We start from the raw sequence: 22,353 nt of genomic DNA, 5'->3' as shown, positions 1-22,353 counted from the left end.
ACCACCGTTCATATTTGCAATTTCCTATCCACTGGTTCAGGTTAACCCTGCATGACTTCTCACGCTTTTGATCCCCAGCAATCCAATCTCGTAGGAATGGCTGAAGGAGTGATTGATCCCCAAGATCACGCTCTGCATCAAACCGCTCTTCAAACGGCCAATTCCCGCACTCTGGCAACCGGGGTTTGTGTTGCAGTCCACGGCCATTTCTATCAGCCACCTCGCGAAAATCCTTACCTCAATGCCATTGAGCGCCAGCCCAGTGCTGCGCCGTTTCATAATTGGAATGAGCGCATTCACCATGAGTGCTATCGACCGAATGCGTTTGCGCGGGTGCTGAATGACCACGGCGAACTCTTGGGAGTGGTCAACAATTTTGAATACTTCAGCTTCAACATTGGGCCAACGCTCATGAGCTGGTTGGAGCAGTACGATCCCGAAGTGTATCAACGAATTTTGGAAGCCGATCGCACTAGCTGTGAACGGTTGGATGGGCATGGCAATGCGATCGCCCAAGTGTACAACCACATCATCATGCCGCTGGCCAACAAGCGCGACAAATATACCCAGATTCGTTGGGGTGCCGCAGACTTTCGGGCTCGGTTTGGTCGTGATCCCGAGGGCATGTGGCTGGCAGAAACCGCTGTGGATTACCCAACTCTGCGGGCCTTGGTGGATGAAGGCATTCGCTTCACCATTCTGGCTCCGTCCCAGGCTCAGCGGTGTCGTCCCATTCCCACCGACGAGCATCCCGATCCCGAATGGCTTGAAGTCGGGGGCAGCCAAATTGATCCTATTCAGCCCTACCGCTGCTTTTTGCCGGAGGGTGACTACATCGATATCTTTTTCTACGACGGGCCTATCTCCCGAGACATGGGCTTTGGCGAGGTGCTTTCCAGCTCTCACAATTTCGTTGCAAGGTTGGGGCAGGCTGTTCGTGGCGATCGCCGTCCGGCGCAGCTTGTTTCGGTCGCGACCGATGGCGAAACCTTTGGGCATCACAAGGGTGGCACCGAAAAAGCTCTGGCCTATGCCTTTACCCATGCCTTTCCGCAACATGGCTGGACGGTCACGAACTTTGCCCACTACCTCAGCCAAAATTCTCCGACCTGGGAAGTCATGCTGAAGCCGGTGACGGCCTGGAGCTGTGCCCATGGTGTGGGTCGCTGGCAAGATGACTGCGGGTGCGGTGGCGGTGGCCTGTGGCATCAACAGTGGCGGCGACCGCTGCGTTTGGCACTGGACTGGCTACGCGATGAGCTGGCGACCATTTTTGAAGCTGAGGGACGTCACTTTTTCAATGATCTCTGGCGAGCTCGGGATGAATACATTGAGGTGATTGGCGATCGCTCCCTTAGCAGCATTAACCGCTTTTTGGCACGCCACCAGACCCGCAAGCTCAACCATGCCGAGCAAGTAGATGCCCTGCGGCTGCTAGAAATGCAGCGCCATGCTTTGCTCATGTACACCAGCTGCGGTTGGTTCTTTGAAGAAGTGTCGCGGCCTGAGGGAACCCAAATTCTGCGATATGCGGCGCGGGCGCTAGAGCTTGCCGAAGATGTGGCCGGAGTCCGGTTAGAGCATACCTTTGTTGATAAGCTGCGATCGATTCCCAGCAATGTCGATATCTTTGGCCACGGGGCCGAGCTGTGGCAGCGGCAAGTTGTCTCGTCTCGCATCTCCCTAGAGCAGGTGGCCGCACACTACGCCATTAGCTCCCTGTTCGATTCCTTCCCAACCGAGCATCCGGTCTATTGCTACCTGGCGCAACGGTTGGATCATCAGCTTCGCCGCATTGGGGCACTAACCCTGTCGGTGGGGCAGTTACAGCTCACCTCGGAGGTGACCCGCGAAACCGTGTATTTGGTATTTGCAGTGCTGCACATGGGTGGTTGGGATTTCCACTGTTGTATTCAGCCGTTTGCAGGGCGTCGCCACTATGCCCAAATCAAAGAGGAGCTGTTTGAATCGTTGCAGTTGGCCAGCGCCGCGCAGGTCATCTTGGCGATGAATCGAGTGTTTGGTGAGCAATCTTTCAGTCTGCAATCGCTCTTTCCCGAAGAGCGCCATCGCATTATGCGGTTGCTGAGCCACGAGACTCTGACTCGGTTGGATCAACTGTATACCCAGGTCTATCGCGATAACTATGGCGTGTTGATGGCCTTCCATCGGGATGGGCTGAAGGTTCCGCAAGAACTTCAGGTTGCCGCCGAAATTGCCATTAGTCATCGCGTGACGGTTGCCCTGCAAGCTCTGGAGCGGGAGACGAGCGATTTGCCGCAAAGTGATGGGGCTGGCCATGTGCCAGAGAGCTGGCAACTGTGGGACGGTCAACTCACCGAGCTAGAGGCGATCGCTGCCGAAGCACAGCAACTCCACTGCCACATTCGGATGCCTGAAATTCGGCAAGCATTGGAGCGGTTGATTGGGCGATCGCTATGGAATGTGCTGTATCGGGTGAGCGAAGATGTGTTGGAGCCAGATACTGCCCAAACCATGGTGACCTTTGTGGAACGGTTGATCCGCATTGGGCAACAGCTGAATGTGGGGCTTCAGAGCGATCGCGCTCAAGAGCAATACCTCAAGCACCTGCACAGCACGCTGTTGCCCCGCATGCAGTCTCAACAGATTGCCGCAGCGACGACCCAGCATTTGCTTAGGCTGGGCCGTGTCTTGGCAATTGATGTTAGCCCTTGGGTCGCATAGGGCTGCGGCGAGCTGCCAGAGATGGCGATCGCATCGTGGGCATGGTGGCTGCAATCGGTTCAGCCACCGCAACTGTTCCTCGATTGGGTCGGTTCTGGTCAGGGTTCACCCTGTCATGCTCGGCTAGAGTGTGATCTGCGATCGCCACTCCCTGTGGACGGCACACACCGGCATCACAGTTCAGCCCAAGCTGATGCCACACCAACGTGGGCACCACATGGCCCCGCTGCCCTAACTGTTCTTGGTTCAGCACGCGCGACTCCCAAAACGAGCGCGGCGACTCGTGAAAGGGCAATTGGCGAGCCCCCGGCACCCCATAGCACCCAAACGTTTTGCGATATTCTTCCGAATCCAGCAGAGCCGTAATCATCTTGTGAGGACCATGACGTAGCAACAGGTCGCAATACTCCCGCATTTCGGCCTGATCGCGCGGGGCACGTCCCATAAAATGCTTGAAGCTGCGCTCAATAAACTTGAGGTTTGACGCAGAAAAGTAAAACGTATTTAGATACACATTGGAGTGACCCAGCTCCTTCAAAAAGCGCCGAACGCCAATTTTATCGGCCAAAAAGTCTTTTTCGGCTTTGGCTAGGGTACGACGCTCGTGGCTGTAGGGCTGCCGCTCCAGCACTTGGGCATACATTTGATGCAATATGCTCTTGCGTTCTTCAAGGGTTAATTTGCGATGAACAGTCAATACCGTTGCAGCGTTCATGAGATGGCTCCTCTATGAGCATGAGCGAGATAAGCGTGAGCGAATATCCATTCACTGAACGAACTGGAGAGCATGGGCATCAGCCAAACTTCGCATCAGTTCGCATCACAAGGTGGCGATCGCCCAGTTGCGATCGCATCAAGTATGGGAACCCAAAATGACATAGACCCTTGGGGTTGATGTCAGTGGGTTGTCAGCAGAGATATCAAAGGATCGCGATCGCAACAGAAAACGGAGCGATGGTTGGGCAGACCGCTTGCATGCAGATCTCATTCAGATTTAGCGGCTGACCCTAGGCATTCTGATTCTGGTGATCTGGCTCAGCGATTTAAATTTCAGTCACCTAAGCGAAGATGCTAGCTGGAAGGGCGATCGCCCCCTATTAGGCATGCGATTGTAGGGTCAGAATGACATTTTCTAGATAGGGCCGAATCAGCGAGCTGTTGCTGGTTGGCAATTGTGCGGTCACCGCATCCTGCAGGTAGCGGTAGGCAGTGGCGCAGTGATTATTTTGCTTATAGGCCAGCAGAATCGTATCCAGCCACGACATCATTTGCTCGGTAAAAAAGACCTCATCATCTCGCAAAATGGAGAGCGCAATGTAGCGTAGCACTTCCCCCATATCGTACTGACAGCGAGCCTTGTGCTTTTGAATAACTTCAGGGTGCACTTGGGCCATTTTGGTCAGCGCTTGGGTCACAAAATCCGCACTGCGATCGCGCAGATTGCGATAGGTTTCGAGCCGGGCGCTGTAGCTTTGAGAGTATTGTTCTAGCGCTTGCAACGCTTCTGCATCCAAGTAGGTTCCATCTGCTTCGCGGAGCTTGTCATCTAGCGTGTGATTGAGAGCATGCATAGTTTTACCTGAAATAACAACACGACTGGCTGACTTCGTTTCAATTCCCGCCTGGATCAACAACCTGGTAGAGGGGCGCAATCCCATTTAAACTTGCAGCAACTGAGTGCTATGGCATTCCGAAGCGAGCAATGGGAGGTGCCAAGCCCGGAGTACCCAAGTGAGGCAGCAGGGTGAACTAATAACAGCACAAAGATAAGGGAACCGAGTGGCCACAAAGGTTGCGGGTGGCCTAAGGAGAGAATGGAATCGAGACTAGGACTCACGCCTCTCTTGCCGATTCTCCCCTTAAACGTAGACTGCCCGATGGTGCGTACTGCGTCCCAGACTGATGTATTTCTTAATACAGGCTAGGTTCCGATACACGGCGATTGCCACGTGGCTACCCTCAAACTGTTGAAGTTCGGCTCTCTCAGCCGGGGATTGAATGATGGTTGGGGCGCTCAGCGCCCCAACCATCATTCAACTGCACATAAGTCCTGACTTGGTGGGCTTGCATAAGCTCTGAGGATGTGAAATATTGCAAAGCATTGCGCGGTTAGGAAACGATCGTGGGCGTGTTTCTTCAGGCTTATCAGTATGGAATCGACCATGGAGATGAGCTATTTCAATCGCTGAATCAACACCTTGGGTTGGTGGCTGTACCGCTCATGATTGGCATGGTTGCGGGGTTGCCGTTGGGGCTGTGGAGCGCGCGATCGCGCTCTGCCTCGGCGGTGTTTATCAACAGCTTTAATGCCCTGCGAGTGATTCCCAGTTTGGCTATCCTGTTTCTGGCGATTCCTTATTTTGGGCTGAGTTTTCGGTCTGCGGCGATCGCCCTTACCCTATTGGTCATGCCCCCAATTCTGATTAGCACCGACGTTGCCTTTCGCAGTATTGATCCCTTAATTCGCGAAGCCGCCTATGGCATGGGCATGAGCGCGGGCCAGGTACTCCGCATGATCGAAATTCCCCTTGCTCTCCCTGTCATTATTGCGGGCATTAAAACTGCCACTGTAGAAGTCATTGCCAGTGCCACACTCGCTGCATTTATTGGGGCGGGTGGGCTAGGAACCTTTATCGTGCGCGGTTTTGCCCTATACGATAATGCTATTTTGCTGGTTGGGGCCATTCCGGTTGCGGCGCTGGCCCTGCTTGCCGAGGTCGGGCTAAGTACGGTGCAACGCGTTGTTCAGCCGCCTCGCTAATGCGCTGACCCAGCTTTACTCGCTCAAACTTACTCGCTCAACCCTGGGTTGGCGAAAACTGCACTCTAGGCGCATCCGGCTCATAAGTCTCAATTACAGATGCGATCGCTTGCACCTGCTCTGCGTACTCCTTGTCTGTCAGCACGGTCTGCCCATGGGTCAATCGGGTTGTTGCCACATCCTGTAGCCCAATCCAGGAGCGACAACCACCATACTCATTGCGATAGGGAATCGTGCAAGGGGATGGCAACGCATGAACGCGTAGCAGCAAGACATAGAGCGGTTGTTTGGGTTTCCATTTCAGGCGATCGCTCACAAAGGTATTGTTCCAAAGATGAAACGGCTCTAGCGCTGCTACCGTCTCGGCTCCCTGCAACTGAAACAGATGGCTCACCTCTGCCCATGCCGTAAGCGTGACCTCCCTAGGATGCCACCCCGATTCAACGGGGGTGATTCGCGCTTGGTAGGCTGGTTTCACCAAGTGGGGCTGTTGATGCTCGTAGGTGGGATATAGCACCACCTGCTGGTGCTGCACCGCAAACCTTCCGCGCTCTTCTTTGATGCCACCCTTGCGCAGCAACAAAATCATGTCTCCATGCATCAAGGCTTCTATGGCGATCGCCCATTCTTTGAGAGCCGGTATCAGTGTTGAGGTCACGCTACCATCGGGCTGATTTTGAGCTTGCATAGGCCGATTCATAGATTTTAAATAATGTGTCCTATTAGCTATTCCCGATATTAGCTGGCTAGATTAGGATTGTCGGGAGACTGAAATATGGTCTTAGCTTATAACAGTCATAAGCAACCCGATTCATTGATGACATTCAACAATTGAACCAATGATGAGTTACGAAGCTACTAATCACGTTTCACCTGAACTTCAAGAAACTCTCGATAAAATTGCAGGCCTAACCGGCGATCGCAAAGACGAATTTATCGACTTACTCAATAGTGAGCATCCAAGCATTAGCCGACGTGTTGAAGACGCCTACTCTCGCTGTATTTGGTGGGAAGGCTGCTACTACTGCCAAGACGAAAATCGCAAATGGCAACGCGTGAAGTGCTTCATGTAGCATATTCGCGCTCTGCGCTCGTGACTCAATGAGCTACCCTTCAAACCTACCTGTCCGTCGCAAGATTCCAAAGTAATAGACCTTCAGGGTTGATATTGTTGCGCTGTATGTGGGGTAGAACACAACACATCTGGCTGCTGCCAGCGCCGTTAGATGTGGGACAGTTTTGAAGGCAGCCTTGCCATCCTCAAAACTGTCCGAATCAAAATGGCTATCGCGATAAACAACATGAGTTGTGGATAATCTGAAGTACCCATTTTTGCGCGCGTAACGCGCACGCAAAAATGGTCTTTTCTCAGGTTTGCGCGCCGCGCAAACCTGAGAAAAGCCTTTAACCTAAACTGACGTTAAATACCTCTAGATTGTGTGGACTTACGTCCATGGAATTAAGCGCGGCGATAAACCTATCGCCGCGCTTAATTCCATGTTGTTGTGTTCTCAGAGCTGTCACACCGACCATGCGATGGCTCTACCAGCTGTCAGGAGAGCCCATCGCATTGAACGAAGTCAAATATTCGTCAAACCTATTGACCGTTGTTATTGCGCTGACCCAACACTTGCGACTTTAGGGAATTAAAATCTTCTGACAGCTCTTTGCGGTTCGAGGCTTTGAGCAAATAGCGATAAATAAACCAGGCCGAGTAGCCAATCCCGATCAGCTCAAACGAGGGAGCCAGCAATGGAATGTCGTTGATAGATCCCAAAATTGCGAGCGTTAGCTTTACGGCAACAATGGCACCGGCAATTAGGCCAATCGTCACGATGGGCCGACGATATTCCCCAAAAAAGCTGGTCACGTACTCTGGCAAATCAGCCAGCAGTGCGGTTGCCTTGTCGGTAATTTGCTTCCACTGCTCGCCCGCTTGGCTGTCGGATGAAAAGGTACTCACGGTACCGGGCTCTTCACTTATGAAATCAGCAGAGGTTGTTTCTTGTTTAACTTCGGGTTCCATAGCAATACCTTTGAGTGACAGCTTAAATGGAAGGTTCTAGATAGGCTTACTGAATAACTCACGTTATCAACAGTAGGATAACGGTTGCGTGTAATTTTGTCTAAAAAATGTTTTCTGTTTTGTAACGCTGATGTAACGTTTATAAAGCAGCCGCCTGCAAGATATTCCTACATGCCAACTCGCTCATTGAAGACAGACATAACCTGGAAAATCCATGGCTTTCCAAAGAAAAATCTGAGAGCTGATAGAGTCTGAAGATGGGTTTTTAGCCTGTAAACGGAGTCTTTAAACTGCTCTACAAACCCGCTGATTGCATTTAGAATACACACAAAGCAGGAATGGGAGTAGGAATTGTTGTTGGATGCAACAAGCCATTCCGTTAGCCATCATAACGGCTAGCTCAAATGTTGCTTTCCGCCAAAAGCATGACTTTGTTCCTGTTTATTCAATCGATGGCTCTAACTTTGATACAAAGCTTTTATCAATCAACCGTTCGCAGTCTTTGCGTGGCGATCAACTTTGCATGCAATCCTACACGCATGCCAGCATGGATCAGCTAAATCTGTATCAATCTGTTGTGGAGCCGTAAGAGTGACGGCTGCCGCCACTCAAATGAGGCTAGCCGAGTCAAGCTGGATTTTCCCAAAATAATAAAAAAGCCACACCATGGTGCGGCTTTGAAGGAGCATAGTTTTGTTTGTGTAACGAAGGAAATCTCGAACTGAAATTTCAGGCTGGATGTGGCCCAAACGTGCGATCGCCGTTGATTAGTCCACCAAACTTAAGAGGCCATGACGTAATCCATAGAAGATTCGCTCGATGGTAGCGAGAACATCATCACTGACCGTGTGATAAGCCGTCAGTGACACAATGAGTCGATACTCATCGGAGTGGCTAATTTGACGCGAGTCTAGGACTGCGCAAACCAGATCTTCGAGGGGAACGCCAGGACCAGAACTCAGGGGCTGCATCATGAAAAGGGGTTGTTTCTCTCTAATCACAGTATCGGAGGAGTCCCGGTTTTTTTGAGTGATAATGATCGAGCGAAATTGTGATCTTTTCTGGCCTATGAAGTGACGCACATCACCAATGAGATGGTCATTTTCGACGCTCTTCCCAAAAAGCTTGGCTCACGACCCACTATCCAACCGCGTTAGTTCTAAACCCATCAAAAACGATCGCCCTACTCACATTGGGTAGGGCGATCGCTATGTTCATCACCAGGATTGAGACAGTTAACTAATCTCACTCACAGGATCGTTAGATCTCCTGCACGCATGGTTCGTTGAAGCCTGAACTGTAGCGCGGCTTCACTCTACAGTTCAGGCAGGAGGTTTACAGGAGATTTAATTAAGGAGCAAGGGCATTGCCACGCAGCAAGCTACCAATGGTCTTTGCCGTAATCTTGAGCTGAGTGAGGGGATTGGCGGGCACCACCGTTTTGTACAGGTAGCTGTCAAAGGTCAGCTTTTGTACATCAATGTCGGCGCACATTTCCACAAAAGCCTCGCGAGTGGCATCCGAGCGGTAGAATACCCGCTGTAGAATATCGAGCACCAAATAGGTTGCGCCGTAGGTTTTATCCCACCGTTTGATGTAGACTTTGAGGTCTTCTTCGGTAACCGGGCGCTGGCCCTTGTTGGTGAGTTCTACAATCGTTTCTGCACACATCCGGCCTGACTTAGCCGCAAAGTAGATGCCTTCGCCCGATGACTTGGTGACATAGCCAGCAGCATCGCCGACTAGCGCCACACGACCCACCACCCGACGCGGACGAGGATGCTCAGGAATGGGGTGTGCTTCTACCTTGATGATTTCGCCACCTTCCAGCTTTTTGGCTGCACGGGCGCGAATGCCAGCCTGCAAGTCCTTGATCTTGGACTTGTTGACCTTCATGGTGCCGGTGCCAACCGCAACGTGGTCATATTTGGGGAAGACCCAGGCGTAAAAATCGGGCGACACATCGTTGCCCACATACATTTCGGCCAGTTCTTCGTAATAGTCCATTCCAGACTTGGGCAGGCGAATGCGCTCCTGGAAAGCGATCGCATAGTTGTAGTCGCCTGCGTCAATGGCCTTGGCAATTCGAGAGTTGGCGCCATCGGCTCCAATCACCGCATCCACTTGCAGGCTCTTCATTTCGCCCTCTACGCTGCCGTCCGAGTGATCGGCATAGTGCAGAGTGTAGGGGTCGGTGCTGGTTTTGGGAATATCCAGTGCATACACCGTACCGTTGATGAGATGAGCGCCAAGCTTGGCCGCGCGATCGCGCAAAAAGCCATCCAGCACTTCACGACGGCACATGCCGATATATTCGTCATCCTTTAAGGTGCTGCCAATGTTGACCTCGATATTAGAAGGCGAGATCATCTTCATCTTGCGCACACGGCGATCGATGATTTCGGGCGGCAGATCAAACTCGCTCACCATGCAAAGGGGAATGGCCCCACCGCAGGGTTTAGCATTATCTAATTTTCGTTCGATTAAATAGGTTTCGATACCCGCTTTTGCTAACGTCTCGGCAGCGGAAGAACCTGCCGGACCAGACCCAACTACAGCAACCCTCAGAACCAAAGGTCTTCTCCCATCTCTAAGACGCGTTACGGATCGCATCCTATCACGGAGATTTGCTCGTATTTACGCCATTTCAGAGGATGTGACCGAAATGTTAAACAGTGTAATTTTCTGTTACATTTCAGCGGGACTTTTTTGCTTCAACTTCGAATTTTCTCTATCTATTCGCCTTTCTGAATCTGGTGGTGGATGGACATTTGCCGGGATGAGGTCGGTTGTGAGCGAGCACTTTCGACGCTGTCCTCGCTCGGAATTCGGGATGGGGGAGCATGGCAGAATCGAAGACAAGGAACGACACATGTCCTTTTGTTTCATTCTGCTGTGAGGCTCACGTCATTTACTGAGCGATCGCCAACTTCTCATCGCCCAAATCCATCACCCCCTGTTGCTACTCATGCCGCCTACCCAAGAAAAAGCTCCAAAAAGGCGATCGCGCCGTCGTATCGATCGGCAGAAACGCCCCCTTGTCATGGGTGCAATGGTGGGTGGGCTCATTGGTATGCTGGCGCTGGTGGGAATGTTGGTTAAGTCTGCAGTGGCACCAAACTTAAACCTGCCAGCGCGATCGCCGAGTACTCAACCCAGTAGCCAACCCCACCTGCAGCTTGGCGCTTAGATGTGAAACGCCCAGATGCGCAACGCTGGTCGGGAATTATTTATAGATGCCTACTCAACCGCAATGGACAGAGCGGCCGCCGGAGCCGTCAAATTGGGAACTGGAATTTTGGATTGATCCACCTCTGAGGCAGATGGGTTGATCGGCTTTGGCGATGGAGTAGATGAAACAGGTGGAGTCGGAGTTGATGTGTTCGGCTGCACAGGTCGCGTAGGGATGACTTCAGGAGCCGGAGCGACTGCGGCGGGAGATGGCGTTGCAGTGGGCACCACAGAGGGAGGGGCTTCGCGAATTTGGGGTGCGGGCCGCAGCGATCGCTCCAAGGTCGGCTCGGTGGGAAGTTCGCTTGGAGCTACAGGGCGATCGCTCGGTAGATTGGTGCTGGGCGTAGTTTTGGGTTCCGGCTTCAGTTTAGAAACTGATTCCATCGCTTCCGATGCTTTCTGGCGAAGTTGGTTAAAGAACCGATTGCGAGGCGTGGGTGCTACTGAGGGAGATGGCTGCACGAGAGGTGCAGGGTTAGGTTCAACCTTAGGTTCTGCCTGGGTTTCCTCTTCTACAAGAGAAGGGTCAGAGGGCGATCGCTCTTGGGGCTTCGGTTCAGCGGATTTGGATTTGACCGATGGAGATGCTGTTGGACGGACGGGCAGCGGGGCGATCGCGGGTGCGGGTGCTTCGATCGGCTGGTCGGCTTCGGTTGCCTTGGGTTTGGGGGTTTCTTCGGCTTCCGCATCTGGTTTTGCGATACCCGGTTTTGCCATATTTGGCTTCATAGATGGGGGAGGTGCAATCCCTGTTGGGATCGCAGCGGGAACGGGTTCAGCTGGAATGGGCTCAGCCGGAATGGGTACTACAGGGACTCTGCGCGATCGCAGTTGAGACTTGGATTCTCCCGCAGGTTCGGGCTCACCAGTTTGCTCCTCGGCAACTCCTCGACGGAAGCGGTTCAGCAATCCTTTGCCACCTTCCGGTTTTGGCTTTGCCCTGGGGGCAACTGCGGGCGATGGGCTTGCTTTAGGTGTAGGTGTAGTGTCCTCGGCAGCATCGGTGGCCGGAGACGGAACTTTGCTGGAACCCGGAGATGGGCTGGGCAAGGATGCAGGAACCCTGGGTGCCGGGGAAGGTTCGGGGCTAGGTGTTCTTGCCGGAGTTGGGTTGGGTGTTGGCGAGGATGGTGCGGTGGATTCTGGATCTGCTGACTTGGCCGCAGGGGTCACCGTGGGGATGAGAGTTGGCGTGGCGGCAGGAATTGGCGACTCGGGCCGCGGACTCGGAGATGGCGTGGCCGATGGAGTCGAAATTGGAGTTGGGGTGGGCTTGGGTTCCGGCGGTGCGGGAATGTAGTTGGGATCTACGATGCCTTTTGCTGCGGCTGCGGTGAGTTCGCCTCGCACCAAGCGTGACAAAGTATCTCTGCCGCCGGGCTCGTAGCTCACAATGCGTACCGTGTTGTTGAATACGTTGGCGATCGCACTGCCATCTTCATCCAACAGTTCTAGCTGCACCCAGTTTTTGCCCCGGTCAAATCCCTTGAGATAAATGGGTTGCCACTCATCAAACACAAAGCTTTGGCCGTTGACCGTGGCGCGAATGCGCCAATCTTTGATGGCATCATCCGATCGCTGTTGGGCGATCAAGTGCAGTGGCACATTTGTCAGATAAAAATCGAGCATGATGGGCTCGGCCCCATAGCTACCCTGCGGACGGCTATAGGTAATCAACGGCTGCTTCGCATCGGGATTATAGTTGGGAGTTTTGGTAAAGACATGGAAGGTGACTTGAGCGTAAGCCCCCTCATTCTTAAATAGTTCGTGCCAGGGCCGAGAGGCGATCGCGCGAATCGTATGGGTACCCGGAGCCAAATCGGCTAAGACCAGCGATTCGTCGGCATCATAAACTGCCTGATAGGGCTGATCATCAAGCCAAACATGTAGGTGAGGCCCCAATCCAAACTCTTTACTTTTAAATAGAGGCAGATCGCGAACCTGGAAGCGAACGGTGACGCGATCATCTTTAATCAGCTCGTTGGCTTTGGGCGATAGGATTTTGACCTGAGGCTGGTACACCTCTAATTCTTGCCGCAGCTCTTGAATGACTGCTGGGGGCGATACTTCAGAAATACTGCCCGCCAGTGATGCTTGGGCACCAGGTGCTACATTCGACACTTTTGTGGGCCGTTTTACACTGCTACCACATCCAACCATGCTCACACTCAGCACCCCAATCAGCACCAACGCCACCAGTCGCTGAGCTAGTCGTGGCCATGTTCTTAACGGCTTATCAAAACCCAACACCAGATTTACTCCTTTGTGATCGCCACCAGCGCGAAACCACTCCATGGGAACTATATCGGAAAAAGGAAGACCCTAAGCGGTTGCAGCCAGGAAGCATCGAAGAGTCAGCAGAATGTTATGACGAATACATCAATACGGATCAGGATCGAATCGGGAACGGAGCGGGGCGATCGCCCATATCCCATTGCGCTTGCAGCTCGCTCAATGAGTGCGAGCGTCCCAGCCCAGCCAAACCCAACGCATGGAAGCTTTCCCTTTACAACAATAGTCACTTCACCAGCCATCGCCCCTAGACCCCCGATCCATAAACGGGATCAGGTTCAGGTCAAAATGCCGTCGAACCCAGATCTTCAGGGGCGATCGCCCCTATCGGTGCTCCATCGACCGTCAAATATGAGTTGAAAACTAGTTAGAGCAAGAGCTGATTAGGATTTGAGGCCGATCTGTCAAGCAAAATAGTTCGTATCGCTAATTACAAAAAGTAATTGCAATCCATGAATTTACTTATTAGTTTCTAATGTAAATAAACGTAACTATTTCCCAGGTTTCCAGTGCCAACCTGCAAAACAACGGCAATTTTCAACAAGGCCTTAATCTTTCGTTTCATAGCGGGGCGATCGCACAAGTTCGTACAACATGTGTTATCTAAATTCGCAGTTTCCTGAGCTCAAAACCCCAGGATTGGTGCACTTCAGCCCCATCTATAGAGCATGACAACGGATCTTCCGATCGAAGTTTCTATATTGCTTTGTGAGATATGTCGATATGTGAATTTTTTGCAATCAAGCTCGTTTTCTATGTTGTCCATAAGAGTCAAAAAGCAGATCAAATCTCGGTTTGATCATTTTGAATTATTGTTAATCGCCGTTAAACTGAGGTTGTTCACGGCTCTATAATTTCAAGGAACCCACCCAGGTTCGGTAACGGGTTGCTCTTACGGCAGTTGTTCACAACGCTGTAAAGCGATCGCAAAGCCCTCGTCTCAACGACCCAACTCTCATAGGCAATTGCACATGAGAGGATGTGGTGCTCCCCCTGGTTTTTTCGCCTGGTCATCTGATCATCTGCAAGCCATTGATTGAGGTAGAGGGTTTCCAGTTTGTTCTGCAAACACCTGGATTTGGGTTAACTTCGTTTCCTTGTCTAGAGAGAGGAGAGTCTCTAATGACAACTTCCCCACGGGAGCGAGAAGCAAAGGCAAAGGTCGTGGTTGATAAAAACCCGGTGCCCACATCCTTTGAGTTGTGGTCTAAGCCTGGTCATTTCGATCGCACCCTCGCTAAAGGTCCAAAAACCACCGCTTGGATTTGGAACCTTCATGCAGACGCTCACGATTTTGATAGTCATACCAGCGACTTAGAAGACATCTCCCGCAAAATCTTCAGCGCTCACTTTGGTCACCTTGCAGTGATCTTCCTTTGGCTGAGCGGGATGTACTTTCACGGAGCTCGCTTTTCAAACTATGAAGCTTGGCTAAGCAACCCCACAGGTATCAAGCCTAGTGCTCAGGTCGTTTGGCCTATTGTCGGTCAAGAGATTTTGAATGCAGACGTAGGCGGTGGCTTCCACGGAATCCAGATTACTTCTGGTCTGTTTCAGCTCTGGCGCGCCTCCGGTTTTACAAACAGCTATCAGCTCTATGTGACTGCGATCGGTGGATTGGTCATGGCTGGCCTAATGCTGTTCGCCGGTTGGTTCCACTACCACAAGGCCGCTCCCAAGTTGGAGTGGTTCCAGAACGTGGAATCGATGATGAATCACCACCTCGCAGGTTTGCTGGGGCTTGGTTCTCTATCTTGGGCAGGTCACCAAATCCACGTATCTCTGCCAGTTAACACGCTGCTAGATGCAGGAGTTGCGCCTAAAGATATTCCTCTGCCACACGAGTTCATCCTGAACTCCAGCTTGATGGCGGATATCTATCCCAGTTTCGCGAAGGGTCTCACGCCTTTCTTTACCCTCAACTGGGGTGCGTATTCTGACTTCCTAACATTCAAAGGTGGTCTGAACCCGGTTACAGGTGGTCTGTGGCTAACTGATTCGGCTCACCATCACTTGGCGATCGCCGTTCTGTTCATCATCGCTGGCCACATGTATCGCACAAACTGGGGGATCGGCCACAGCATGAAGCAGATCCTTGAAGCACATAAGGGTCCCTTCACTGGCGAAGGTCATAAGGGTTTGTACGAGATCCTCACGACCTCCTGGCATGCCCAGCTGGCTATTAACTTGGCCATGCTCGGCTCACTGAGCATTATTGTGGCTCAGCACATGTATGCCATGCCTCCCTATCCGTACCTTGCTACCGACTATCCAACTCAGCTGTCGCTGTTTACCCACCACATGTGGATTGGCGGCTTCTTGATTGTTGGTGCAGGTGCACACGGCGCCATCTTCATGGTGCGCGACTATGACCCGGCCAAGAACGTCAACAACTTGTTGGATCGCGTTCTACGTCACCGGGATGCCATCATCTCTCACTTAAACTGGGTCTGTATCTTCCTGGGCTTCCATAGCTTTGGTCTATACATTCACAACGACACCATGCGTGCCCTCGGTCGCCCTCAGGACATGTTCTCTGACACCGCGATCAAGTTGCAGCCTGTGTTCGCTCAGTGGATTCAAAACATCCACACCCTTGCTCCTGGCGGCACCGCTCCCAATGCTCTAGCTCCTGCTAGCTATGCATTTGGCGGCGATATCGCAGCTGTCGGCGGCAAAGTCGCCATGATGCCGATCGCCCTAGGCACGGCAGACTTCATGGTTCACCACATTCACGCGTTCACAATTCACGTGACCGTTCTCATCTTGTTGAAAGGGGTGTTGTTTGCCCGTAGCTCACGCTTGATTCCCGACAAGGCGAATCTGGGCTTCCGCTTCCCTTGCGATGGTCCCGGTCGGGGCGGCACCTGCCAGGTTTCTGGTTGGGATCACGTCTTCCTGGGTCTGTTCTGGATGTACAACTCCATCTCGGTTGTGATTTTCCACTTCAGCTGGAAGATGCAGTCTGATGTGTGGGGTACCGTTTCGCCCGATGGCACTGTGTCGCACATTACGAACGGCAACTTTGCCCAAAGCGCTATCACCATCAATGGTTGGCTGCGTGACTTCTTGTGGGCGCAAGCCACACAAGTCATCGGCTCCTATGGTTCTGCGCTGTCGGCCTATGGTTTGTTGTTCCTCGGTGCACACTTCGTTTGGGCGTTCAGCCTCATGTTCTTGTTCAGCGGCCGCGGCTACTGGCAGGAACTCATCGAATCCATCGTTTGGGCTCACAACAAGTTGAAGGTTGCCCCAGCAATTCAGCCTCGCGCACTGAGCATTACTCAGGGTCGGGCTGTTGGGGTGGCGCACTACCTCCTGGGTGGAATTGCCACTACGTGGGCATTCTTCCTAGCTCGGATCATTTCAGTAGGATGAGCACGAGGAGATTTCGTTAAGTCATGGCAACTAAGTTTCCAAAATTTAGCCAGGACTTGGCACAAGATCCGACAACAAGACGGATCTGGTACGGGATTGCCACTGCCCACGATTTTGAAAGCCACGATGGCATGACCGAAGAGAAGCTCTATCAAAAGATCTTCGCTTCGCACTTTGGCCATCTAGCAATCATCTTCCTGTGGACTTCGGGCAACCTGTTCCATGTCGCCTGGCAAGGTAACTTCGAGCAGTGGATCCAAGATCCACTCAAGGTTCGTCCCATTGCTCACGCAATTTGGGATCCCCACTTTGGTAAGGCCGCTGTTGATGCGTTTACGCAAGCTGGCGCGTCGAGCCCCGTTAACATCGCTTACTCGGGTGTCTATCACTGGTGGTACACCATCGGGATGCGCACCAATGGCGACCTGTATCAAGGGTCTGTGTTCTTGCTTCTGCTGGCAGCGGTGATGCTGTTTGCTGGCTGGTTGCACCTACAGCCCAAGTTCAGTCCATCTCTTTCCTGGTTCAAGAATGCTGAGTCTCGCCTGAACCACCACTTGGCTGGTTTGTTCGGTGTGAGCTCGCTGGCCTGGACTGGTCACCTTGTTCACGTGGCGATTCCCGAGTCTCGGGGTGTGCATGTGGGCTGGGATAACTTCCTGTCCATGAAGCCTCACCCAGATGGTTTGTTGCCCTTCTTTACTGGCAACTGGGGCGTTTATGCCCAAAATCCCGATGGGTTGAACCATGTGTTTGGTAGTGGTACTGGCGCAGGAACTGCTATCTTGACGTTCCTCGGTGGCTTCCATCCTCAGACTGAGTCTCTCTGGCTGACGGATATGGCTCATCACCACTTGGCGATCGCCGTTCTGTTCATCATTGCGGGTCATATGTACCGCACGAACTTCGGCATTGGCCACACCATCAAGGAAATGCTGGACTCCAAGAAGGGTCTGCTCAGTGCAAAGAGCGAAGGTCAGTTCAACTTGCCTCACCAAGGCTTGTATGAAACGATGAACAACTCGCTGCACTTCCAGCTCGCTTTTGCTCTGGCAGCTCTGGGTGTGATCACCTCCCTGGTGGCTCAGCACATGTATGCCCTGCCGCCCTACGCTTTTATCGCGCAGGATCACACCACTCAGGCCGCTCTCTATACCCATCACCAGTACATTGCTGGATTTATCATGGTGGGTGCGTTTGCTCACGGCGCTATCTTCTTGGTGCGGGATTATGACCCCGTTCAGAACAAGGGCAATGTGCTCGATCGCGTGCTTCAGCACAAAGAGGCCATCATCTCTCACCTGAGCTGGGTGTCTCTGTTTCTGGGCTTCCATACCCTGGGTCTGTATGTTCACAACGATGTGATGCAAGCCTTTGCAACTCCTGAAAAGCAAATCCTGATTGAGCCTGTGTTCGCTCAGTTTGTTCAGGCTGCTTCGGGTAAGGCGCTGTATGGCTTCAACACTTTGTTGTCGAGCCCTGACAGCATTGCAACCACCGCTTGGCCCAATCACGGCAACGTGTGGCTACCCGGTTGGCTCGATGCCATCAACAATGGCTCCAACTCTCTGTTCCTAACCATTGGCCCTGGCGACTTCTTGGTTCACCATGCGATCGCCCTGGGTTTGCACACCACCACCTTGATTCTGGTCAAGGGTGCGTTGGATGCCCGTGGTTCTAAGCTGATGCCCGACAAGAAAGACTTTGGCTACAGCTTCCCTTGCGACGGCCCCGGCCGTGGCGGCACCTGCGACATCTCTGCGTGGGATGCTTTCTACCTCGCCATGTTCTGGATGCTCAACACGATTGGTTGGGTCACCTTCTACTGGCACTGGAAGCACCTGGGCGTATGGAGCGGTAACGTTGCTCAGTTCAACGAAAGCTCTGTGACCATCATGGGCTGGCTGCGGGATTACCTGTGGTTGAACTCTGCTCAGTTGATTAACGGGTACAACCCCTTCGGCATGAACAACCTGTCGGTTTGGGCCTGGATGTTCCTCTTTGGACACCTGGTTTGGGCAACGGGCTTTATGTTCCTCATCAGCTGGCGTGGTTACTGGCAAGAGTTGATCGAAACGTTGGTATGGGCACATGAGCGCACTCCTTTGGCCAACTTGGTCGTTTGGAAGGACAAGCCTGTTGCCATGTCCATCGTTCAGGGTCGCTTAGTTGGTTTGGCTCACTTCACGGTGGGTTACATTCTGACCTATGCTGCATTCCTGATAGCATCAACCTCCAGCCGATTTGGCTAACCATGGTTGATTGAGACCTAAAGAAACTCCCCTGTTTTCGAATGGGGGAGTTTTTTTGATCTCGAATCGCGTCGCGCACATAAAAAATGGGTGTTTTGGAAGGTGATGCGCTGTGTCGCCTTCCAAAACACCCTAACCAAACCTCAGGTTTTTACAGGCTGTTCAGCGCTGTGAGTGCCTCATCTGCTTGTCGAAATCGTTGCATCAACTCTGGTTCAATCATCTTTTTGAGCCAGTTTGTCCAAGAGGGACTAAAGGATGTGAACTGATCCAGGTCGATACGAAACCCTCGACGAGGCATGGCATCGGGGTTGAAGCCTGTCATGGCGGCAACTAGGGTGACTCCCAGGCTGTAGAGATCGGATGCGGTGACAACGCGGCGACCGATTTGCTCGGGGGGAATGTAACCGTCGGTGCCCACCAGGCTAAAGGTGGTACCTTCGCTAGGTGCAAGCGATTTTACAGAGCCAAAGTCAACTAGGCATACCTGCGATATTCTGGCGGCTGCATGGCTCGAAAGAAGGATGTTGCTGGGTTTAATATCTCGATGGACGATAGGGGGCTTTTGTTGGTGTAGGTGAATTAGAATTTCAAGAATCGATTTTGCGACCTGAATGGCTTCGGCCTCGCTGAGGGTATGCCGTTCATCGATATAAGCCTGTAGCGATTTACCCTCCATGTAGCTTTGAATGAGGGCGAGGGCTTTGCCATCGTTGGGCAGGTCAATTTCAAAATAGCCTAGGTAGCGTGGAGTGGCGGGATGGGCCAGAGCTTGCAGGGTGTCGACTTCACGCTTGAACAGTTTCAAGTCATCGGGCTCCATGTGTTCATCAATGAACAGGAGCTTCAAAATTACAGGAGAATCCGTCATCAGGTCTTGAGCTAGAAGTGTCCAGCGCCCTGACTTTTTCCCTAACTGACGTTCGACCTCGTAGCGATCGCCCAGTATCTGACCTGACATAGTGATTCCTGAAATATGGGAACAGAAGAGTGTACCAACACAGCTTTCACGGATATGAACAGGAGCGATGCCCAATCGGGTGGTTTGCGATTCCTGTTAGTCTGTAACTACAGCCTCTCCATGTTTACTTTTCCCAAACCATTGCGTTCAATCTCACGCATGGATATTGGTTTTCCTAAACATTTAGAAATTATGACATCGTCAACTCAATCGATTCGAGATCAACAACATCCCTTAATCCATGAGTTAGCCAACCGAATTGAAGCGTGTTGGCAACAGTATTTAGATCTATCGCCGTATCATCTTCCCCACGATTTGGGCTATGTGGAGGGTCGGCTTGAGGGAGAAAAGCTAGTGATTGAAAATCACTGCTACCAGGCTCCGCAGTTTCGAAAAATGCATTTAGAGCTGGCCAAGTTGGGAAATGGGTTAGATATCTTGCACTGTGTGATGTTTCCCAATCCCGACTATGCGCTACCGATGTTTGGGTCGGATTTGGTAGGTGGACGTGGGCAAATTAGTATGGCGATCGCCGATCTTTCTCCAACCACTGGCGATCGCACCCTTTCTAGCGACTACCAGCATGAGCTAGATGCATTGCCGGAACTCAGCTTTGGGCAAAATCGGTCGTTCCCCGCCTGGGGCGATATTTTTTCGAGCTACTGTTTGTTTATTCGGCCCCAAAGCGAAGAGGAGCAAACGGCATTTCTCGATCGGGTTGAGCAGTATTTGGCGATTCACTGCCAGCGGGCGATCGCCACACCCCCCACGCCAGAGCGCAGAAGCGAGATTTTGGCAGGGCAGCACCGCTACTGCAACCAACAGCAGCAAAATGACAAAACTCGACGGGTACTTGAAAAAGCCTTTGGTACCGAATGGGCCGATCGCTATATGACCACTGTTTTATTCGATTTGGTAGAAGCTTGATTCATCCCAAAGCCAAATTTGGGCATCGCTCAGCTGTTGCTTAGGAATTGGCACTTCCCAACCTGCAGGCGACGACAGCTGAGCGATGTTTATCTCGAATTTATACAGCTTCGCTTTGCGCGAAAGACTGGCGCTTAATGCCGAAATCTTTTCCCTTAATCTTGATCATCCGACCATCGGGATGATGCCAAACGGTGCCCTCAATGGTGTGCGTCGATAGGTATTCTCGAATTCCGTCGAGGTCCCGTGGCACATCTTCTAGAATGTCTCTTCCATGAGGGACGAGCACATGTTGGTCGTAGCCTTCGGGATTCCCTTACACCTTTGGGCCGAGGAGTTCGTAGGTTCCGTCAGCTTTATCCGTTAGACTGTCGAAACCTTCTCTGAACCATCGATCTTCCAAGCACGTAACCTCGGTTAGGCGCTCTTGCCTCTGTCTTGAAGGACTGGGTTGGCTAGTAATGCTGGATTGGATGGGGCGCAAGACCCACTCACGAGCCTCGTGCTTGGGCGAGTTGCTGGCGCAGTTCATCAGCCTGGTTGGCCAGATCAGACTGGCCCATTTCAACTTGATTGCCAGAGCCGAGCCACTTAAGTTGTACGGTGCCGTTTTCCGCTTCGGAATCGCCCAAGATGAGGCATGCAGCGGCACCGCTGCGAGCGGCGCGTTTGAACTGTTTGCCAAAGGCACTACCGCTCAGGTCTACTTCGACGGCAAAACCCAAACGGCGCAGCGTTTGCGCCACAACAGAGGATTGAGCCTCAGCGCGATCGCCCCGCGACACAACGTAAAAATCGACAGCAGCAGAAGACGTAGGTTGCAATTGCTTGAGCAGTAAAATGAGCCGCTCGATGCCTAAGCCCCAGCCAATGGCAGGTGTATCGGGGCCACCTAGCTGGGCTACCAGCCCATCGTAGCGACCACCACCACACACGGTTGCCTGCGCGCCCAAATCATCCGATTGAATTTCGAAAGCGGTGTGGGTGTAGTAGTCCAGTCCGCGCACCAAGCGGGGATTGATGGCGTAGTCAATGCCCAGGTCAGTTAACCCCTGCTGCACCTGCTCAAATCGCTGCTTCGACTCATCACTCAAGTAATCCAGCAAAACAGGGGCATCTTTTACAATGACTTTGGTGCGTTCGTCTTTGCTGTCTAGAATGCGGAGTGGGTTGCGGGTGAGTCGATCTTGTGAGTCGGCATCCAACTCATTTTTGTATGGGGTAAAGTACGCCACTAGCGCGTCGCGATAATGCTGGCGATCGCTCATCGTGCCAACCGAGTTCAAATCCATTCGCAGATTTTTGAGCCCAAGTGCCTGCAAGAAGTCGCAGGCCAGTGCAATGACCTCAACATCGGCGCGAGGGTCGGCACTGCCCAAAATTTCGACATCTAGCTGGTGAAACTGGCGCTGGCGGCCCGCCTGGGGCCGCTCGTAGCGAAAGACAGGCCCGGTTGCCCACAGCCGCTGCAAACCGCCTGCGTGCAAACTGTGCTCAATCAGCGATCGCACAATTCCTGCTGTAAACTCGGGCCGCAAGGTGATGGATTTATCGCCCCGTGTGGTGAAGGTGTACATTTCCTTGCTCACCACATCGGTGGCTTCGCCAATGCCCCGTTCAAACAGCTCGGTTGCTTCAAAGATGGGGGTGCGAATTTCGCGATAGGCTGCACGCCCCAAAATATCTTGGGCAATCGCCTCAATGTGCTGCCAGTAGCCTACTTCTTCCGGCAGAATATCCCTCGTTCCACGAATCGCTTGAATTGCGCCCATAGCCTTTTGACACACTCACTACAGCAAGATACAGCCGTGATTCA

At 52.4% G+C, this 22,353-nt stretch carries 19 protein-coding genes; 8 read left to right on the top strand and 11 right to left on the bottom strand.

Annotated features, from left to right (window positions below):
* Positions 1 to 51 precede the first annotated feature (51 nt).
* Complete coding sequence (locus ACQ4M4_RS09895) at positions 52 to 2,706, top strand: DUF3536 domain-containing protein (RefSeq protein ID WP_430684330.1); 2,655 nt, start codon at positions 52 to 54, stop codon at positions 2,704 to 2,706.
* Here ACQ4M4_RS09895 and ACQ4M4_RS09890 read toward each other — a convergent pair.
* The 3 genes from ACQ4M4_RS09890 to ACQ4M4_RS09880 form a co-directional block, all read right to left on the bottom strand.
* The gene (locus ACQ4M4_RS09890) at positions 2,687 to 3,421 is read right to left on the bottom strand and encodes a phycobilisome rod-core linker polypeptide (RefSeq protein ID WP_430684329.1); all 735 of its coding nucleotides are present in this window, start codon (positions 3,419 to 3,421) and stop codon (positions 2,687 to 2,689) included. The two genes, ACQ4M4_RS09895 and ACQ4M4_RS09890, sit on opposite strands and share 20 nt — an antisense overlap.
* Positions 3,422 to 3,803: 382 nt before the next feature.
* The gene (locus tag ACQ4M4_RS09885; RefSeq protein ID WP_430684328.1) at positions 3,804 to 4,277 is read right to left on the bottom strand and encodes a phycobilisome protein; all 474 of its coding nucleotides are present in this window, start codon (positions 4,275 to 4,277) and stop codon (positions 3,804 to 3,806) included.
* Between the two features lie 288 nt (positions 4,278 to 4,565).
* The gene (locus tag ACQ4M4_RS09880; RefSeq protein WP_430684327.1) at positions 4,566 to 4,739 is read right to left on the bottom strand and encodes a hypothetical protein; all 174 of its coding nucleotides are present in this window, start codon (positions 4,737 to 4,739) and stop codon (positions 4,566 to 4,568) included.
* An 89-nt stretch (positions 4,740 to 4,828) separates the two neighbouring features.
* On the opposite strand from ACQ4M4_RS09880, the gene ACQ4M4_RS09875 reads away from it, so the two are divergent.
* Positions 4,829 to 5,467: an ABC transporter permease gene (locus ACQ4M4_RS09875; RefSeq protein ID WP_430684326.1), complete on the top strand. Its 639-nt coding sequence runs from the start codon at positions 4,829 to 4,831 to the stop codon at positions 5,465 to 5,467.
* Between the two features lie 37 nt (positions 5,468 to 5,504).
* On the opposite strand, the gene ACQ4M4_RS09870 is transcribed toward ACQ4M4_RS09875, so the two are convergent.
* The gene (locus ACQ4M4_RS09870) at positions 5,505 to 6,155 is read right to left on the bottom strand and encodes a DUF1802 family protein (protein WP_430684325.1); all 651 of its coding nucleotides are present in this window, start codon (positions 6,153 to 6,155) and stop codon (positions 5,505 to 5,507) included.
* A 151-nt stretch (positions 6,156 to 6,306) separates the two neighbouring features.
* On the opposite strand from ACQ4M4_RS09870, the gene ACQ4M4_RS09865 reads away from it, so the two are divergent.
* Positions 6,307 to 6,540, top strand: a complete 234-nt coding sequence (locus ACQ4M4_RS09865; RefSeq protein ID WP_430684324.1) for a hypothetical protein — start codon at positions 6,307 to 6,309, stop codon at positions 6,538 to 6,540.
* Positions 6,541 to 7,064: 524 nt separating this feature from the next.
* Here the strand turns inward: ACQ4M4_RS09865 and ACQ4M4_RS09860 are convergent.
* The gene (locus ACQ4M4_RS09860; RefSeq protein WP_430684323.1) at positions 7,065 to 7,493 is read right to left on the bottom strand and encodes a CAAD domain-containing protein; all 429 of its coding nucleotides are present in this window, start codon (positions 7,491 to 7,493) and stop codon (positions 7,065 to 7,067) included.
* A gap of 361 nt (positions 7,494 to 7,854) precedes the next feature.
* On the opposite strand from ACQ4M4_RS09860, the gene ACQ4M4_RS09855 reads away from it, so the two are divergent.
* Positions 7,855 to 8,082 carry a hypothetical protein gene (locus tag ACQ4M4_RS09855; protein ID WP_430684322.1) on the top strand — a complete coding sequence of 76 codons (228 nt, stop codon included), beginning with the start codon at positions 7,855 to 7,857 and terminating at the stop codon, positions 8,080 to 8,082.
* Between the two features lie 178 nt (positions 8,083 to 8,260).
* On the opposite strand, the gene ACQ4M4_RS09850 is transcribed toward ACQ4M4_RS09855, so the two are convergent.
* Together ACQ4M4_RS09850 and chlP are read right to left on the bottom strand one after the other, a co-directional pair.
* On the bottom strand, positions 8,261 to 8,467 hold the full coding sequence (locus ACQ4M4_RS09850) for a hypothetical protein (RefSeq protein WP_430684321.1): 207 nt from the start codon (positions 8,465 to 8,467) through the stop codon (positions 8,261 to 8,263).
* A 376-nt stretch (positions 8,468 to 8,843) separates the two neighbouring features.
* Positions 8,844 to 10,067 carry a geranylgeranyl reductase gene (gene chlP / locus ACQ4M4_RS09845; protein WP_430684320.1) on the bottom strand — a complete coding sequence of 408 codons (1,224 nt, stop codon included), beginning with the start codon at positions 10,065 to 10,067 and terminating at the stop codon, positions 8,844 to 8,846.
* Between the two features lie 394 nt (positions 10,068 to 10,461).
* Here chlP and ACQ4M4_RS09840 point away from each other — a divergent pair, with 394 nt between their 5' ends.
* Entirely contained in the window at positions 10,462 to 10,683 is a 222-nt protein-coding gene (locus ACQ4M4_RS09840; RefSeq protein WP_430684319.1) for a hypothetical protein, read from the top strand.
* 50 nt (positions 10,684 to 10,733) lie between these two features.
* Here ACQ4M4_RS09840 and ACQ4M4_RS09835 read toward each other — a convergent pair whose 3' ends face one another.
* On the bottom strand, positions 10,734 to 13,022 hold the full coding sequence (locus ACQ4M4_RS09835; RefSeq protein WP_430684318.1) for a hypothetical protein: 2,289 nt from the start codon (positions 13,020 to 13,022) through the stop codon (positions 10,734 to 10,736).
* A 1,119-nt stretch (positions 13,023 to 14,141) separates the two neighbouring features.
* On the opposite strand from ACQ4M4_RS09835, the gene psaA reads away from it, so the two are divergent.
* Both psaA and psaB read left to right on the top strand, forming a co-directional pair.
* The gene (psaA, locus tag ACQ4M4_RS09830; protein ID WP_430684317.1) at positions 14,142 to 16,397 is read left to right on the top strand and encodes a photosystem I core protein PsaA; all 2,256 of its coding nucleotides are present in this window, start codon (positions 14,142 to 14,144) and stop codon (positions 16,395 to 16,397) included.
* 23 nt (positions 16,398 to 16,420) lie between these two features.
* Complete coding sequence (psaB, locus tag ACQ4M4_RS09825) at positions 16,421 to 18,649, top strand: photosystem I core protein PsaB (RefSeq protein WP_430684316.1); 2,229 nt, start codon at positions 16,421 to 16,423, stop codon at positions 18,647 to 18,649.
* Between the two features lie 151 nt (positions 18,650 to 18,800).
* Here the strand turns inward: psaB and ACQ4M4_RS09820 are convergent, their stop codons facing one another.
* Positions 18,801 to 19,610 carry a serine/threonine protein kinase gene (locus ACQ4M4_RS09820; RefSeq protein WP_430684315.1) on the bottom strand — a complete coding sequence of 270 codons (810 nt, stop codon included), beginning with the start codon at positions 19,608 to 19,610 and terminating at the stop codon, positions 18,801 to 18,803.
* A gap of 159 nt (positions 19,611 to 19,769) precedes the next feature.
* Between ACQ4M4_RS09820 and ACQ4M4_RS09815 the strand changes: the two genes are divergently transcribed.
* Entirely contained in the window at positions 19,770 to 20,537 is a 768-nt protein-coding gene (locus ACQ4M4_RS09815; RefSeq protein ID WP_430684314.1) for a phycocyanobilin:ferredoxin oxidoreductase, read from the top strand.
* A 100-nt stretch (positions 20,538 to 20,637) separates the two neighbouring features.
* Here the strand turns inward: ACQ4M4_RS09815 and ACQ4M4_RS09810 are convergent, their stop codons facing one another.
* Positions 20,638 to 20,790, bottom strand: a complete 153-nt coding sequence (locus tag ACQ4M4_RS09810) for a hypothetical protein (RefSeq protein WP_430684313.1) — start codon at positions 20,788 to 20,790, stop codon at positions 20,638 to 20,640.
* A 238-nt stretch (positions 20,791 to 21,028) separates the two neighbouring features.
* On the bottom strand, positions 21,029 to 22,309 hold the full coding sequence (gene hisS / locus ACQ4M4_RS09805) for a histidine--tRNA ligase (protein ID WP_430684312.1): 1,281 nt from the start codon (positions 22,307 to 22,309) through the stop codon (positions 21,029 to 21,031).
* Between the last annotated feature and the right edge of the window lie 44 nt (positions 22,310 to 22,353).

The organism is Leptolyngbya sp. AN02str, from assembly GCF_050565595.1.
Lineage (GTDB): Bacteria > Cyanobacteriota > Cyanobacteriia > Elainellales > Elainellaceae > Kaiparowitsia.
Note: the sequence above shows the minus strand (reverse complement) of the source record. Positions and strands in the feature narration are given on the sequence as shown.